Origin of the sequence: Photobacterium sanguinicancri (assembly GCF_002265265.1) — a bacterium.
Lineage (GTDB): Bacteria > Pseudomonadota > Gammaproteobacteria > Enterobacterales > Vibrionaceae > Photobacterium > Photobacterium sanguinicancri.
The window spans coordinates 1-660 of the sequence record NZ_NOIF01000414.1 but is presented as its reverse complement, the minus strand read 5'-3'; the positions used below and the strand labels follow the sequence as shown (position 1 = coordinate 660).

The 660-nt window shown below is 63.3% G+C and carries 2 protein-coding genes; both read right to left on the bottom strand.

From position 1 onward, the window contains the following. Window positions 1-280, bottom strand: a 280-nt coding sequence (locus ASV53_RS24365) for a C40 family peptidase (protein WP_205049242.1), incomplete at its 3' end; no start/stop codon positions are given. Window positions 281-283: 3 nt separating this feature from the next. Next, on the bottom strand, window positions 284-660 hold a 377-nt coding region (locus ASV53_RS24360; RefSeq protein WP_094959028.1), incomplete at its 5' end, for a phage minor tail protein L.

Below are 660 nucleotides of genomic sequence, written 5' to 3'. Positions count from 1 at the left end.
ACGGCAGGCCGCCCGCATCGCACTGCGCGGAGTCCATGCGGCTGGGGCGGCTGGTAGCGTCCGGGTGAGAATGAACGACCGCCAGCACGCGGCCAATATCCTCGGCATCCGCGTAATCACTGGGGTCAATCTGGAAATGCTCGGCAGGCTCAGGATGCACGTTGCGGCATCGGATATAGCGCTGGCTCTTGCGCACCGCAACGATCAGACCGCACGCCTCGTTCGGATAGTCATCCGCTGCGTGTTCGCGAATCTGGCTGATAATTTTGTCGCGCAGCATGACTCACCTCTGAATCAGTGACGAACCGGGGAACCCTCCGAACGGCAGCTCGCCATGGTCGCCGAACCTCAGCTTGCAATCCGACAGTCGGCCACCGCACTGATCAAGCGAGGGGTCGTTCGTCGGCGTGCCGTCCTCCTTCGCAACAGGCGGCCCGGTATAGCCACAGCTTGCGCCCCGGTACTCATTGCGCATCGCCCATTCGCACAGCTCCGTTATCTGTCGGCACGGTATCTGCCTGCCGCCGACGTCCGCCGGGGATGAAAGCGACCACGCCACGGCCTCGGGGGTCTCCTGTGTCTTCTGCTCGATGAACCACAGCTCGACGCGCTCCTGGGTCGGGTCCGCGTCCGGATTGCCTCCGTCAAAATTGACGGCAT